The sequence below is a fragment of the Pseudomonas azotoformans genome, from assembly GCF_001579805.1.
Lineage (GTDB): Bacteria > Pseudomonadota > Gammaproteobacteria > Pseudomonadales > Pseudomonadaceae > Aquipseudomonas > Aquipseudomonas azotoformans_A.
On record NZ_CP014546.1, the window covers coordinates 1,487,321 to 1,502,225 of the forward strand.

Consider the following 14,905-nt stretch of genomic DNA (forward strand, 5'->3'; position numbering starts at 1 on the left):
GCCTCAACGGAGTTCCATGGTGGGGACAGATCAAAACGCCTGGAAGCTGATGCACACGGTGCCAGTACGCTGCTCCCACACAGGCCATGTCCTGTTCGACACAGTCGAAGCAAAATCGCACTCTCGAAGCAAACTGGAGTCGGCTCGCGATTAACCCCAACCTTAGCATCAACCCCTTGCCGTTTCCCGCCATCAAGATATTGGCGTCGCCCACCTGTTGCGGGGTCAAAAAAGGTTCGTAGTAGGGCAGTTGCGTATGGCGCTTTATAACAGCGGCTAGCGATAAGCCTGTATCACACGGCAGCGCCTCGACAAGCTCAGCTAGTCGACATGGAAAAGCAACGTTCTGCGAAAAGCATTTCGCGGACTGCGCTCCATCGAAAACTGCTGCGCAACTACGTACGCCACAGAGCCGGGCGTATCTTGAGAGAACGCTGTGAAGCGTCTCATCGTGGAAAACGGCCGGAAAGAAATGGAATTTGAGCCCCATTTCGTCACCCTTAATTCACCCCTTCCGATACAACGGAGAAAACTCAAAGAGATCACTGCTTATCCAACCGGCGCTCTTCAACGCCTCAATGGAGTCTTCACTTTCACTTAGCGCCTGTGCCTCTGAGGTCTCAACCGCCACCGCCGCAGGTGACTGCGATTTGACTTGGTTAACGGCCGCCACATTAGGTTTGGTAGCATTATTGTCGCTGCGACTGATGACACTGCGCAGCAATGCCAGTCGCTCCGGCCGAGCCACACCATCGAACGCCATCATGTCGCTTAGTTGGTCTTCAATCGGAAGCAAATCATCGAACTGCCGCATCCGTTTCGGATCTCGGCTTCGCAGAGCGGACAAAGCTGGCTTCAATATCTGCATCTTGGTGTTGCTCACCAACGCAATTGTCTCGGCGGTAACGCATTCCGAACCACTCTGGATCGCGTACCTTTGACTGAGCACCAAAAGCTTCACCAAAAAGTCGGTGACCCCTTGTGTATGCTCATACAGCGCATCAAACACATCCTCTGTCAGTTCGACCGGCTGCTGGTACCACTGATAGCTCCAGAGGTTTTCAACAAGCATGCGCCACTCGTCATCGTCCTTCTCAAAACGTTTAAATTCGAGTACCCCGACGCCGCAGCAACGCCTTGCGTTGCGCATGACGTCCGAAAATAGGCTGATCATCGAATTTGTCCCGATGAACACCACGGGAATGCCGATGTTGTTCACTAGATGGAGGAAGAAATTGAGCATGTTGTCCTTGCCCCCAGTTTTTGCAAGGTGCAGGTTCTGAAGTTCGTCGATCAGCAAAGCTCCGATGAAAAATGTACTCGCAACCTGTTCCATTTGTTGCAACGAGTCATTGATGTTCCGAGCCCTATACCGCTTGTAGTAATCCTCATCACCTAAAGCTCGCCCGACCGCATAGAAAAATTGCTGACAGAAGCCTGCCAGCGAACCATCTCGGGGGCAGTCAAGCTTGAGCCAGGTGATCTGGGTATGAACGAACTGCTTTCCTTCATAACGCTCGTGGCGAATCGTTTGAGGGTAGAGACTCAAAATGGCTTCGAGTGCGGTGGACTTTCCAATGCCACTAAGGCCAACCAGACTGAACGTTTCGGCAGTGGACTTGAATCCATCGTGGTAGCGCTGTGCGCCCGAAAGTGAGTGAAGATGTCTGACAGTGTCTGGAGAGGTCGGGTTGCGTCCGACGTACCCACGTCGTACCAGCAATGAAAATACGGACTCCAGATCCATGTGGACCAACAAAGGCTGGACCACCGTTCTCAAGCGGTCGATGCAGTGAACCCGAGTCGATCGGTCGAGGGTCAGCTCTTCTGGATCAACAGGACGGGGGAAGTTCGAGATTAGTTGCATTGCCACCTCTTCTGAGAAGATCGGTGGCAGCGCTTCGATGAGTGGATTTCCCGCGTAGTCCGCTATCGCCTGCTTCGTGTAGCTTGCGAAAACTTGGGCGCCTTTCATGAGTTTTGTCCTGGGCGGAGGCGTTTGAGCATATCGATAACCTGAGCGCTGCGAGGGCCGGCAAAGTTTTCTGAGCGATCTTGGGAGATCTCTGTCTTGAGCACAGGCGATTCAATCCTCACACCCTCTGGCACATGGGCGGTCTCACGCTCCTTGAGGCGCTCAACGGCGCGATTCTCACGAATATTTCCAATCATCTCAGCTTTGGTCGCAGGCGCTGGCTCATCATTTCGCTCAGCGATCGCACCGCTGACGACTTTATTAACTTCCTCCAGCAACGAAATCCGACTCTCCAGCTCAGCACGTTTATGAGTCGGTGGAGTCTGGCGGTAAGCTTCGAGCAGATCGAAAATCTCATCGGATCGATAACCAGCATACTTGCTATCAGACTTACGCAAATCGCAACGGATGAACTGTTTGTTGTCTCCCCGAATCCAAATATGTGCTGAGGAATTTGGGTCATACCAACACTCTATCGACCAAACCCCGCGGCTACGGGCCTTCGCAAACCAGTTGTTCTCGATCGCTACATCACAGACATAGTGCATCCCTCGGAATAGCACACCACCCTTTTGCACCGTCGCTTGCTCACGCGGAAGCAAATGGAGATAGACCATCTCGTCGGGATGATTGTTTGGTTCGACATGACCATTTTCTAATGCCCAAGTCCAGATACCTGACGGCGTCGGATCGACACCGTCGTTCATCATCTCTTGAGTGAGCCTGTCGGGCTGCCTGTTGAAGCGGTTATAGTGAAGGACACACTGGATGATAATCTTGGTGAACTCTTTAATGCTCAGCGTTGCATCGAGTCGGTAATCTCGCTCGCCACGTTCCTTCTCCCTAGCAGCTACACCACCAGGAAGCCACCTGATGCCTGTCAGGTTGTTCAGGATACCGAACCGGCTCTCAACCATCGACTTCCAGTCAGGGCGGTAAGGCGGAGCGATTCCCAGCTCGATATTCAGGCCAGTGGCAAGACCCTCAGCTGCTTTCCCCAACATCTCGCCTCGATCAGCGTAGATGTGATGTGGGAGGTGATGACAGGCCCATTCCTCTGAATCGATTGTGACCCCATTGGTAGCGCAAAACTCAACCTTCGAAGTGAAAGCGTTGAAAAGCGCTTGCCTGGCTCCGTTCCAACTCGGGCCCTCTAATCCGATATAGAGACCGACGATCATGCCGGAAAAGCTATCAATGACGACGTACACAACCGGCCGTCCAATGAGCATTCGCCTGGAGTATCCGTTCACGAGATAAATGTCCGCAATGGTGGCATCGATCTCAAACTGATGGCAGGGGCCACGAAGCCAGTCACGGACGGTTCCAGAAAGGGGGCGGCAATCTTTTAGCCACTTACGCATTCCCTTACGGCCACGTTCAGTTTCAACCTCGTCGAAATATTGCTTTCCCCAATAATCGAACTGTCTAAAGGAAGGAATTTCCGATTCGGGTAGCAAACGACCGCCTGATTCTGGATTTTTCGACAGGTCTTTCGCGGTATAGAACCTCCTGAGCATCTCAACATAGGCGTTGGTTATCGTAGAAGTCTTATCCCCGACAAATAACGAGTAGCCGATACGGATACAGCGCTTATCCACTGCATCGATAACCTTGGTCGGTGAAACGGCAATACCTTGATACCTTGGCTTCCTACCCGGGGGCTTTGCGGGATCATACTTGCGCTCAGGAACTCCGACGCCCGCATAGTTTTTCAAGAGCGCATTTCGAACTTGGCCGTTGATCCAGTAACGGTACAGAAGCCGATAGATGCTCTTGCGCTGTATACCGAGCTCAACAGCTCTAGCGCCGACCATTTGACCCATCTCACCAGGAGCGAATATCTGACCTGGATAACCTGAGTCGATCAGGGGTGCGATGATGTTCCACTTTTCATCCCTTTCCCGCTTCTTTTTCTCATCCAAGTCATCCTCTAACACTAAGAGAAACTCAGGCGTAACGACCTTGGCTAGCTTCGTATCACCTGCAATGACGGATCCGCGAAGCTCCTCCAGGCCCTAAACCAATCGGTTGGCGGGGCGGATCCGTTAATTGGATCAAAACGACCGCATCGTATCGCTCATTGAGGTACAAGACCCTAACGAAGCCCGGCACGACGGAAAACTCAGTAAGCGGTTCGAAACAATCATTGACTTGGACTTTCATGATAGGCCCTCCGCCGTCAGTGAAATTTTCATTGGTTTCTCAATGATTTCAAATGTTGGTAGTGGTGCAGTCATTTGAATGGGAGTACCAACCAAATCTACCTTGATCGACTTAGCCCATATCAGGTGATGATATAAAGCCCGAGAGTCTTGATAGGAGATAAATAAACGTGCGGCAATCTTTCGCAGAGATTCAGCAGTACTCCACGGGTAGGGACGACAGCTCGCTAAGTGCCCCAGAAAATCTGTGTGTAATGATGGCTCTGCCAAGGCGCGCGGCAGTTGAGCGAACTTCCTGAGTAAGCCTAAATTTTTGATCAAATCGGGGCTGAACATTTCTTCGGTGACAATGGCCCAATCAACGTGTTGGCCAGTCCAGAAACGCTTTTCGATCTCAAATTTTTCCAACGTCCTCCTGGCTTTTTTGCCTTCGAGGTCACTGCGGTATTTGATTGTTCTGGCTACGGATTTAAAGCTGCCATCGGGCTTTTTTATCGTTAATAAAAAATCCGTGGTCATAACGTAAGGAAGCACTGTCTTCGGATACTTCGGGTATCGCACTCCCATAGAGCTCGCGATTGCTTGAGCACTTTCTCGCGGTAGCAGTGGATACTGTTCGCGTATATCCACAACATTTTCCGAAAATTCACATACCAAAAAATAAGCGCGTTCGAGGTCAGAAAAGAGGTGGTGGAGACGATCGATCTTCACACCTTGGATCTTGTGGGAGCGTCCTCTGGAAGGCACGTCTTGGACGCGCAGCCACGGCAGATAACTGGCACCAGCTCCGCTACCGAATCCATTCGAAATATGCCGCTGAATATCTGTCTCAGACGAAAACCTACGACCGCGCAATGCTACCTCCTTCGTCCGCCGGGACCGCCTCTCCTCGCCCTGAAAAATAGTTATAGGAAAAAATCGCCCACCCCCTGTTCATGGTACAGCCCTCTTTAGCCTACTCCCGGAGCGTGGCGAAGCGGAGAATCTAGACCGATGGCTCAGCCAAAAAATGGAAACCCCCGTAAATACGGGGGTTTCGGCCTTGTGTCAATCTATGTTACGGCGTGTCAATCTTTATTGTTAAGTGTCAATCTTTATTGTTAGAAGCCAGCGGGCCTCCAGGATGTGGCGGATTACTCCACGGTCACCGACTTCGCCAGGTTGCGCGGCTGGTCGACGTCGGTGCCTTTCAACACAGCGACGTAGTACGACAGCAGCTGCAGTGGAATGGTGTAGAGGATCGGCGACAGGGTGTCGTTGATGTGCGGCATGTTGATGACGTGGGTGCCTTCGCCGTTGGTCATGCCGGCTTTCTCGTCGGCAAACACCACTAGTTGGCCGCCACGGGCGCGGACTTCCTGCAGGTTGGACTTGAGCTTTTCCAGCAGTTCGTTGTTCGGCGCCACGGTGACCACCGGCATGTCGTCATCCACCAGGGCCAATGGGCCGTGCTTGAGCTCGCCGGCCGGGTAGGCTTCGGCGTGGATGTAGGAGATTTCCTTGAGCTTGAGCGAACCTTCCATCGCCACCGGGTATTGCGCGCCACGGCCGAGGAACAGGGTGTGGTTCTTGTCGGCGAACAGTTCGGCGACTTTTTCCACGGTGCTGTCCATGGCCAGGGCTTCGCCGAGGCGGGTTGGCAGGCGGCGCAATTCTTCGACCAGGGTGGCTTCGACGCCTTCGGCCAGGGTGCCGCGCACTTGACCCAGGGACAGGGTCAGCAGCAACAGACCCACCAGCTGGGTGGTGAAGGCTTTGGTGGACGCCACGCCGATTTCACGACCGGCCTGGGTCAACAGGGTCAGATCGGATTCACGCACCAGGGAGCTGATGCTGACGTTGCAGATCGCCAGGCTGGCCAGGAAGCCCAGTTCCTTGGCGTTGCGCAAGGCGGCCAGGGTGTCGGCGGTTTCGCCGGACTGGGAGATGGTCACGAACAGGGTGTCGGGCTGTACCACCACCTTGCGGTAGCGGAATTCGCTGGCGACTTCGACCTGGCACGGGATGCCGGCCAGTTCTTCCAGCCAGTAACGCGCAACCATGCCGGCGTGGTAGCTGGTGCCGCAGGCGACAATCTGCACGTTGCGCACTTTGGCGAACAGCTCGGCGGCCTGTGGGCCGAAGGCGTTGACCAGCACTTGGTTCTGGCTCAGGCGACCTTCCAGCGTGCGTTGCACCACAGCCGGTTGCTCGTGGATTTCCTTGAGCATGAAGTGGCGGTATTCACCTTTGTCGGCGGCTTCGGCGCCGTCGCGGTATTGCACGGCTTCGCGCTCGACGGACTGACCGTTAACGTCCCAGATCGCCACGCTTTCACGACGGATGTCAGCAATATCGCCTTCTTCCAGGTACATGAAGCGGTCGGTGACCTGGCGCAGGGCCAGTTGGTCGGAGGCGAGGAAGTTTTCGCCCAGGCCCAGGCCGATCACCAGCGGGCTGCCACTGCGAGCCGCGACGACGCGGTCCGGTTGGCTGGCACTGACCACGGCCAAGCCGTAGGCGCCGTGCAGTTCCTTGACCGTGGCCTTGAGCGCGACGGTCAGGTCGCCCAGGTCCTTGAGCTTGTGATTGAGCAGGTGGGCGATGACTTCGGTGTCGGTGTCCGAAGTGAACACGTAGCCCAGGCCCTTGAGTTGCTCGCGCAGCACTTCGTGGTTTTCGATGATGCCGTTGTGCACCACGGCCAGGTCGCCGGAAAAGTGCGGGTGGGCGTTGCGTTCGCACGGCGCACCGTGAGTCGCCCAACGGGTGTGGGCGATACCCAGACGACCAACCAGCGGCTCGCCGGCCAGGGCCTGCTCCAACTCGCTGACCTTGCCCGGACGGCGCATGCGCTCCAGCTTGCCGGCGTTGGTGAAGACCGCCACACCGGCGCTGTCGTAGCCGCGGTATTCCAGGCGCTTGAGGCCTTCGAGCAGGATCGGGGTGATGTTGCGTTCAGCGACTGCGCCTACGATGCCACACATGGTGTTTCTCCTAGATGATTGCCGCGCATATCAGCGTAATGCCGCGGGCTTGGATCTGGTCGCGGGCCTCAAGCGGCAGGCGATCATCGGTGATAAGGGTATGGACGCTGCTCCAGGGCAGTTCCAGGTTGGGAATCTTGCGGCCGATCTTGTCGGATTCGACCATGACCACCACTTCACGGGCGACCTCGGCCATGACGCGGCTCAGGCCCAGCAACTCGTTGAAGGTGGTGGTGCCGCGCTCCAAGTCGATGCCGTCGGCACCGATGAACAGTTGATCGAAGTCGTAAGAGCGCAGCACTTGCTCGGCGACCTGCCCCTGGAACGAGTCCGAATGCGGGTCCCAGGTGCCACCGGTCATCAACAGCACCGGCTCATGTTCCAGTTCGCTCAAGGCGCTGGCCACGTGCAGGGAGTTGGTCATCACCACCAGGCCTGGCTGGTGGCCCAGTTCGGGGATCATGGCGGCGGTGGTGCTGCCGCTGTCGATGATGATGCGGGCGTGTTCACGCAGGCGCATCACGGCGGCACGGGCGATGGCGCGCTTGTACACCGAGATGGGCTGGGCAGCGTCGCCCACCAACTCCTGGGGCATGGTGATTGCGCCCCCGTAGCGACGCAGCAGCAGGCCGTTGCTTTCGAGGGCGGCCAGGTCCTTACGGATCGTAACTTCCGAGGTTTCGAAACGCTTGGCCAATTCATCCACGCTGACTTCGCCCTGTTCATTGAGCAAGGTCAGGATGTTGTGGCGTCGTTGGGGCGTATTTCGTTTCGACATTTTGGCTTTAAGTTTCGTTTCGAAAGATAACGAAGGCAATCAAAACCTATTCCGAGAAAATCGTCAACCGGCAGGTATAAAAAAACCTGTGGGTGATTAGCCAACAGGTTTCAGTGAATGTGGATAACTCAGCTCTTTTTGATTTTGACCGGGCGCTTCCAGCCGTCGATGTTGCGTTGGCGGGCGCGGGCTACCGCCAGTTGAGACTTATCCACATCCTGGTTGATGGTCGAACCCGCCGCCGTGTTCGAGCCATCTCCGATGGAAACGGGGGCGATCAGCGAATTGTTGGAGCCGATAAATACGTCTTCACCAATGGTGGTCTGGTATTTGTTCGCGCCGTCGTAATTACAGGTAATGGCACCCGCGCCAATATTGCTGCGAGCCCCAATCACCGCATCACCGAGGTAGGCCAAGTGGCCAGCCTTCGCATCGTCACCCATTTTGGCGTTTTTCAGCTCGACGAAATTGCCCACGTGCGCCCTGGCGCCCATCACGGTTCCGGGGCGCAGTCGCGCAAACGGACCCGCATCGCTGCCCTCACCCATCACCGCGCCGTCCAGATGACTGTTGGCCTTGACCACCACGCCTTTGCGCAGGGTGCTGTCCTTGATCACACAGTTCGGGCCAATTACCACGTCGTCTTCGATGATCACGCGACCTTCGAGGATCACGTTGATGTCGATCAGCACATCGCGGCCAACAGTCACTTCACCCCGTACATCGAAGCGTGCCGGGTCACGCAAGGTCACGCCTTGGGCCATCAGGCGACGGCCTTCGCGCAATTGGTAGTGACGCTCCAGTTCAGCGAGTTGCTTGCGGTCGTTGGCGCCCTGCACTTCCATCGGGTCGTGGGGCTGCTCGGTGGCAACCAACAGGCCATCACTGACCGCCATCTCGATGACGTCGGTGAGGTAGTACTCGCCCTGGGCGTTGTTGTTGGACAGACGGCTCATCCAATCGCCGAGCTTATCGGCGGGGACCGCCAGGATCCCGGTGTTGCCCTCGGTAATAGCGCGTTGGGCTTCGCTGGCATCTTTGTGCTCAACGATAGCGGCAACCTTGCCATCGGCGTTACGCACGATGCGCCCGTAACCAGTAGGATCATCCAGTTCAACCGTCAGCAGGCCCATCTGCCCAGGCACGACGTGCTTGAGCAGGCGTTGCAGGGTTTCGACTTCGATCAGCGGCACGTCACCGTAGAGGATCAGCACGGTGTCGGCGCTGATGAAGGGTACGGCTTGGGCGGTGGCGTGGCCGGTGCCCAGTTGTTTGTCTTGCAATACGAAATTCAGATCGTCCGCGGCGAGGCGCTCACGTACCACATCGGCACCATGGCCGATCACCACGTGAATGCGCTGTGGATCGAGTTGCCGAGCGCTGTGGATAACATGGCCCAGCATGGAATTGCCGGCAACCGGGTGCAGCACCTTGGGCAGGGCTGAACGCATGCGGGTGCCCTGGCCTGCGGCGAGAATGACGATTTCAAGAGACATGAGTGGCTACCAATCCTGGGCGGTCCGACTTCAGACCAGAGAAGTGTTTTGCTGAAAAAGAAAAAGGGTAGCCGAGGCTACCCTTTTTAATCAATCGCGCATGAAGCATGACGGCGTGGCCGATTACTTCTTGCGGATCTGCTGGAGCGTGCGCAGCTGAGCTGCAGCCTCGGCCAGACGTACAGCAGCAGCGCTGTAGTCGAAGTCCGCACCCTTTTCGTTCAGGGCCTTCTCAGCAGCCTTGACGGCTTCCTGAGCGGAGGCTTCATCCAGGTCGCCAGCACGTTGCACGGTGTCGGCAAGTACCTTGACCATGTTCGGCTGAACCTCGAGGAAACCACCCGAGATGTAAAACACCTCTTTTTCCCCGCCTTGCTTGGTCAGAGTAATCGGACCTGGCTTCAAGCTGGTGATCAACGGCGCGTGACCCATGGCAATACCAAGGTCACCGAGTTCGCCGTGTGCAATCACCATCTCTACCAGACCGGAGAAGATTTCCCCTTCCGCGCTGACGATATCGCAATGGACTGTCATAGCCATCTGATTGCCTCAACCTGATGAGCGCCCGTTTCCGGGCGCCTGGATTACAGTTTCTTGGCTTTCTCGATCGCTTCTTCGATGCCGCCGACCATGTAGAACGCTTGTTCTGGCAGGTGGTCGTAGTCACCGTTGAGGATGCCTTTGAAGCCAGCAATGGTGTCTTTCAGGGAAACGTATTTACCCGATGCACCGGTGAAGACTTCAGCCACGAAGAACGGCTGCGACAAGAAACGCTGGATCTTACGAGCACGGTTTACCAACTGCTTGTCGGCTTCCGACAGCTCGTCCATACCCAGGATCGCAATGATGTCCTTCAGTTCTTTGTAACGCTGCAGCACGTACTGAACGCCGCGAGCGGTGTCGTAGTGCTCCTGGCCGATCACGTTCGGATCCAGCTGGCGCGAAGTCGAGTCGAGTGGATCGACCGCTGGGTAGATACCCAGGGAAGCGATGTCACGGGACAGTACGACGGTGGCGTCCAAGTGGGCGAAGGTGGTCGCTGGCGACGGGTCGGTCAAGTCATCCGCAGGTACGTATACCGCTTGGATCGAAGTGATCGAACCTTCCTTGGTCGAAGTGATACGTTCTTGCAGAACGCCCATCTCTTCAGCCAGGGTCGGCTGGTAACCTACTGCCGAAGGCATACGGCCCAGCAGTGCGGATACTTCAGTACCGGCCAGGGTGTAACGATAGATGTTGTCGACGAACAGCAGAACGTCGTTACCTTCGTCACGGAACTTCTCGGCCATGGTCAGGCCAGTCAGTGCTACGCGCAGACGGTTACCCGGCGGCTCGTTCATCTGACCGTAAACCAGTGCCACTTTGTCCAGAACGTTGGAGTCCTTCATCTCGTGGTAGAAGTCGTTACCCTCACGGGTACGCTCACCCACACCGGCGAACACGGAATAACCGCTGTGCTCGATGGCGATGTTACGGATCAGTTCCATCATGTTTACGGTCTTGCCTACACCGGCACCACCGAACAGACCGACTTTACCGCCTTTGGCGAACGGGCAGACCAGGTCGATAACCTTGATGCCGGTTTCCAGCAGGTCGTTGCCGCCAGCTTGTTCCGCGAACGAAGGTGCTGGACGGTGAATGCCCCAACGCTCTTCGGTGTCGATCGGACCCGCTTCGTCAATCGGGTTGCCCAGTACGTCCATGATCCGGCCCAGGGTCGCTTTACCGACCGGTACGGAGATGGCTGCGCCAGAGTCGACAACGTCCAGACCGCGCTTCAAGCCTTCGGTGGAACCCATCGCAATGGTACGAACTACGCCGTCGCCCAGCTGTTGCTGAACTTCCAGAGTAGTGTCCGCGCCTTGTACTTTCAGCGCGTTGTAGATGCTCGGTACGCTGTCGCGTGGAAATTCCACGTCGATAACGGCGCCGATGATTTGAACGATACGTCCGCTACTCATAGCTGGATCCTCTGAATATTTGAACCGTTAAACCGCGGCAGCGCCGCCGACGATTTCCGAGATCTCTTGGGTGATCGCAGCCTGACGCGCCTTGTTGTAGATCAGCTGCAAATCGCTGATCAGATCACCGGCGTTATCGGTAGCGTTTTTCATCGCGATCATCCGCGCCGCTTGTTCAGCTGCGTTGTTCTCGACCACCGCCTGGTACACCTGCGACTCCACGTAGCGCACCATCAAGCCGTCAAGCAGCTCTTTGGCGTCTGGTTCGTAGAGGTAGTCCCAGTGGTGCTTGAGTTCCTGATCCGGAGTCGCCACCAGTGGAATCAATTGCTCCACGGTTGGCTGCTGGGTCATGGTGTTGATGAACTTGTTGGATACCACGGAGAGGCGGTCAATCCGGCCTTCCAGGTACGCATCCAGCATCACCTTCACACTGCCGATCAAATCATTGATCGACGGCTCTTCACCCAGGTGGCTGATAGCTGCTACGACGTTGCCGCCGAAGTTGCGGAAAAAGGCCGCACCCTTGCTACCAACAACACACAGATCGATCTCGACGCCCTTTTCGCGGTTTACCGCCATGTCCTTGACCAGGGCCTTGAACAGGTTGGTATTCAAACCACCGCACAAACCACGGTCACTGCTCACAACCACATAACCCACACGCTTAACTTCGCGGTCGATCATGAAGGGGTGGCGGTATTCCGGGTTGGCGTTGGCCAGATGCCCAATTACCTGGCGGATACGCTCCGCATAAGGACGGCTAGCAGCCATGCGCATTTGTGCCTTGCGCATTTTGCTGACCGCCACTTTTTCCATGGCGCTGGTAATTTTTTGCGTGCTTTTGATGCTCGCAATCTTACTGCGAATCTCTTTTGCGCCTGCCATGTAACACCTATCAGGTTAGCAAGCGGGAGCCTTGCGGCTCCCGCTGCGGCTTACCAGGTTTGGGTGGCCTTGAACTTCTCGATACCGGCTTTGAGGCCAGCGTCGATTTCGTCATTGAAGTCACCCTTCACGTTGATCTTGGCCAACAAGTCGGCGTGATCGCGGTTGAAGTAAGCAATCAGCGCTTGTTCAAAGCTGCCGACCTTGGCGATTTCGACGTCAGTCAGGAACCCACGCTCAGCGGCATACAGCGACAACGCCATGTCAGCGATCGACATTGGGGCGTATTGCTTCTGCTTCATCAGCTCGGTAACGCGCTGACCATGCTCAAGTTGCTTACGGGTCGCTTCGTCCAGGTCAGAAGCGAACTGGGCGAATGCCGCCAGTTCACGGTACTGAGCCAGAGCGGTACGGATACCACCGGAGAGCTTCTTGATGATCTTGGTCTGAGCGGCACCACCCACACGGGATACCGAAACACCGGCGTTCACTGCAGGACGGATGCCTGAGTTGAACATGGCCGATTCCAGGAAGATCTGACCGTCGGTGATGGAAATCACGTTGGTCGGAACGAACGCGGAAACGTCGCCAGCCTGGGTTTCGATGATCGGCAGTGCGGTCAGGGAACCGGTTTTGCCGGTCACTGCGCCGTTGGTGAACTTCTCTACGTACTCTTCCGAAACGCGGGATGCGCGTTCCAGCAGACGGGAGTGGAGATAGAACACGTCGCCTGGGTAAGCTTCACGGCCTGGTGGACGGCGCAGCAGCAGGGAAATCTGGCGGTAAGCCACTGCTTGCTTGGACAGATCGTCATAAACGATCAGCGCGTCTTCACCGCGGTCGCGGAAGAATTCACCCATGGTGCAACCGGCATACGGTGCCAGGTATTGCAGTGCAGGCGATTCCGAAGCACTGGCAGCCACGATGATCGTGTTTTTCAGTGCGCCGTTCTCTTCCAGCTTGCGAACCACGTTGGCGATGGTCGATTGCTTCTGACCAATGGCTACGTAGACGCAGAAAATGCCGCTGTCTTTCTGGTTGATGATCGCGTCGATCGCCAGAGCGGTTTTACCGATCTGACGGTCACCGATGATCAGCTCACGCTGGCCACGGCCGACAGGGATCATGGCATCGACAGCCTTGTAGCCAGTCTGTACAGGCTGGTCTACCGACTTACGCCAGATCACGCCTGGAGCAACTTTCTCGACCGCGTCGGTCTCGGTGTTGCCCAGTGGACCTTTGCCGTCAACAGGGTTACCCAGTGCGTCGACTACGCGACCCAGCAGTTCCTTACCAACCGGAACCTCCAGGATGCGGCCTGTGCACTTGGCGCTCATGCCTTCAGCCAGAGACTGGTAAGCGCCCAGGATTACGGCACCTACGGAGTCCTGCTCCAGGTTGAGGGCCATACCGAAGACGCCGCCCGGAAACTCGATCATCTCGCCGGACATTACGTCGGCCAGACCGTGAATCCGCACGATACCGTCAGATACGCTGACGACAGTGCCTTCGTTACGGGCTTGGGAGGTCACATCGAGCTTGTCGATGCGGCCCTTGATAATTTCACTTATTTCGGAAGGATTGAGTTGCTGCATTGCTCTGCTGCCCCTTCAAACTCAAGATTTCAATGCTTCGGCAAGATTCGCGAGTTTGCCGCGAATCGAGCCATCGATAACCAGGTCGCCGGCGCGAATGACAATGCCCCCAATGAGGGACTTGTCTTCCGCAACTTGCAGGCGCACTTCCCGGTCGAGTCGTGCACTGAGAACCTTGGCGAGTTTGTCTTGCTGTTCTTGGTTCAATGCAAAAGCACTGGTCACTTCAACGTCTACCGACTTCTCTTGCTCGGCCTTGTACAGGTCGAACAGAGCGGCAATCTCCGGCAGAAGCAGGAGACGGTCGTTTTCGGCAACGACGTGGATGAAGTTCTGTACCTTCACATCGAACTTGTCGCCGCACACTTCAATAAAAGTGGCGGCCTTGTCTGCGCTCGTCAGTCGCGGGGCCTTGAGCACGCGCTGCATCGTGTCGTCTTGCGACACTGCTGCAGCCAGGCCGAGCATGGCTGACCAAGAGGCCAGCTGCTGGTGGGCCTGGGCGTGCTCGAAGGCTGCCTTAGCGTAAGGTCGGGCCAACGTGGTCAATTCTGCCATGATCGCCCTCGCTTAAATTTCAGCAGCCAGTTTGTTTACCAGCTCCGCGTGCGCGTTTTGATCGATTGTGGCACCCAGGATCTTCTCAGCACCGCCGACGGCCAGAGCACCCAGTTGGGCACGCAGCGCATCTTTGACACCGTTCAGTTCCTGCTCGATCTCGGCCTGAGCCTGAACCTTCACACGGTCAGCGTCGATACGGGCTTTTTCAACAGCCTCTTCAACGATCTGGTTACCGCGTTTCTTGGCTTGCTCAATGATTTCGGCTGCTTGAGCTTTCGCTTCGCGCAGTTGTTGACCCGCTTTATCTTGGGCCAACTCCAGGTCGCGAGCTGCTCGTGCTGCAGCGTCCAGCCCATCCGCGATCTTCTTCTGACGTTCGTGCAGAGCTGCGATGACCGGAGGCCATACGAACTTCATGCAGAAAACGACAAAAATCAAGAACGCTAAGGACTGACCAATAATGGTTGCATTAATGTTCACGCCAATACCTCGCTCATTCGTTGCACAACACACCAATCAC

Annotated in this window: 11 protein-coding genes and 2 pseudogenes; all 13 read right to left on the bottom strand. The window is 56.2% G+C overall.

What is annotated here, in order from left to right; all coding sequences use genetic code 11:
* Positions 1-64 precede the first annotated feature (64 nt).
* Positions 65-490 (bottom strand): annotated as a pseudogene (locus AYR47_RS32920) (TniQ family protein); the annotation flags it as partial.
* A 15-nt stretch (positions 491-505) separates the two neighbouring features.
* Positions 506-1,975: an ATP-binding protein gene (locus AYR47_RS06960; protein WP_019334869.1), complete on the bottom strand. Its 1,470-nt coding sequence runs from the start codon at positions 1,973-1,975 to the stop codon at positions 506-508.
* A pseudogene (locus AYR47_RS06965) lies at positions 1,972-4,141 on the bottom strand (Mu transposase C-terminal domain-containing protein). The gene AYR47_RS06960 and the pseudogene AYR47_RS06965 overlap by 4 nt, the downstream one beginning before the upstream one ends.
* Positions 4,138-4,995: a TnsA endonuclease N-terminal domain-containing protein gene (locus AYR47_RS06970; RefSeq protein ID WP_061433812.1), complete on the bottom strand. Its 858-nt coding sequence runs from the start codon at positions 4,993-4,995 to the stop codon at positions 4,138-4,140. Before AYR47_RS06970 ends, AYR47_RS06965 begins: the two are co-directional and overlap by 4 nt.
* A 278-nt stretch (positions 4,996-5,273) precedes the next feature.
* A complete protein-coding gene (glmS, locus tag AYR47_RS06975; RefSeq protein ID WP_033900499.1) occupies positions 5,274-7,106 on the bottom strand; it encodes a glutamine--fructose-6-phosphate transaminase (isomerizing) in 1,833 nt (610 codons plus the stop codon).
* A gap of 10 nt (positions 7,107-7,116) precedes the next feature.
* Positions 7,117-7,884 (bottom strand): DeoR/GlpR family DNA-binding transcription regulator, encoded by a 768-nt coding sequence (locus AYR47_RS06980; RefSeq protein ID WP_061434700.1) that lies wholly within the window; start codon positions 7,882-7,884, stop codon positions 7,117-7,119.
* A 128-nt stretch (positions 7,885-8,012) separates the two neighbouring features.
* The gene (gene glmU, locus AYR47_RS06985) at positions 8,013-9,380 is read right to left on the bottom strand and encodes a bifunctional UDP-N-acetylglucosamine diphosphorylase/glucosamine-1-phosphate N-acetyltransferase GlmU (RefSeq protein WP_033900496.1); all 1,368 of its coding nucleotides are present in this window, start codon (positions 9,378-9,380) and stop codon (positions 8,013-8,015) included.
* 123 nt (positions 9,381-9,503) lie between these two features.
* Positions 9,504-9,920: a F0F1 ATP synthase subunit epsilon gene (locus AYR47_RS06990; RefSeq protein WP_003177061.1), complete on the bottom strand. Its 417-nt coding sequence runs from the start codon at positions 9,918-9,920 to the stop codon at positions 9,504-9,506.
* A 44-nt stretch (positions 9,921-9,964) separates the two neighbouring features.
* Positions 9,965-11,341 (bottom strand): F0F1 ATP synthase subunit beta, encoded by a 1,377-nt coding sequence (gene atpD / locus AYR47_RS06995; RefSeq protein ID WP_010207684.1) that lies wholly within the window; start codon positions 11,339-11,341, stop codon positions 9,965-9,967.
* Positions 11,342-11,368: 27 nt separating this feature from the next.
* Entirely contained in the window at positions 11,369-12,229 is an 861-nt protein-coding gene (gene atpG / locus AYR47_RS07000; protein WP_010207685.1) for a F0F1 ATP synthase subunit gamma, read from the bottom strand.
* Between the two features lie 50 nt (positions 12,230-12,279).
* Positions 12,280-13,824: a F0F1 ATP synthase subunit alpha gene (atpA, locus tag AYR47_RS07005; protein ID WP_010207686.1), complete on the bottom strand. Its 1,545-nt coding sequence runs from the start codon at positions 13,822-13,824 to the stop codon at positions 12,280-12,282.
* Between the two features lie 21 nt (positions 13,825-13,845).
* A complete protein-coding gene (locus tag AYR47_RS07010) occupies positions 13,846-14,382 on the bottom strand; it encodes a F0F1 ATP synthase subunit delta (RefSeq protein ID WP_010207689.1) in 537 nt (178 codons plus the stop codon).
* A gap of 12 nt (positions 14,383-14,394) precedes the next feature.
* Complete coding sequence (locus AYR47_RS07015; RefSeq protein WP_008439543.1) at positions 14,395-14,865, bottom strand: F0F1 ATP synthase subunit B; 471 nt, start codon at positions 14,863-14,865, stop codon at positions 14,395-14,397.
* Between the last annotated feature and the right edge of the window lie 40 nt (positions 14,866-14,905).